The organism is Mesorhizobium sp. M8A.F.Ca.ET.208.01.1.1, from assembly GCF_004791315.1.
Taxonomy (GTDB): Bacteria; Pseudomonadota; Alphaproteobacteria; order Rhizobiales; family Rhizobiaceae; genus Mesorhizobium.
Genome location: NZ_SRUT01000199.1, coordinates 1 through 328 on the forward strand (window position 1 = coordinate 1; position 328 = coordinate 328).

1 pseudogene is annotated in these 328 nt (G+C 58.5%); it reads left to right on the forward strand.

The window, feature by feature from the left end:
• Positions 1-197 (forward strand): annotated as a pseudogene (locus EN851_RS34900) (glycosyltransferase family 2 protein); the annotation flags it as partial.
• Between the last annotated feature and the right edge of the window lie 131 nt (positions 198-328).

Genomic DNA, 328 nt, shown 5'->3' on the forward strand with positions numbered 1-328 from the left:
ACTCGATCTCCGGCCGCCGCGACGGCTATGTCGAGGCCTATGCCAACCTGATCGGCAAGCACCCTTACATCGCCGACCGTTATCCCGACGTTCCGCCCTATATGATCGCGCGCCAGATCATCGCCGACACCCTGAAGGGCAGGCTGCCGCAGGCTTTTTCCGGCTATCTCGCCAACCAATCGAAAGAAACTTGCTAATTGCTATGCGCATATCGGTTTGAGCCGGGAGCGGCCAGGGTCTCGCGCCACACATTGATTGAATGAGGCTTTCGCGAGCTACTCGCGATTGATGGGAGACGCTCGGAAACGCTTCACTAGCTGGAGTGCGT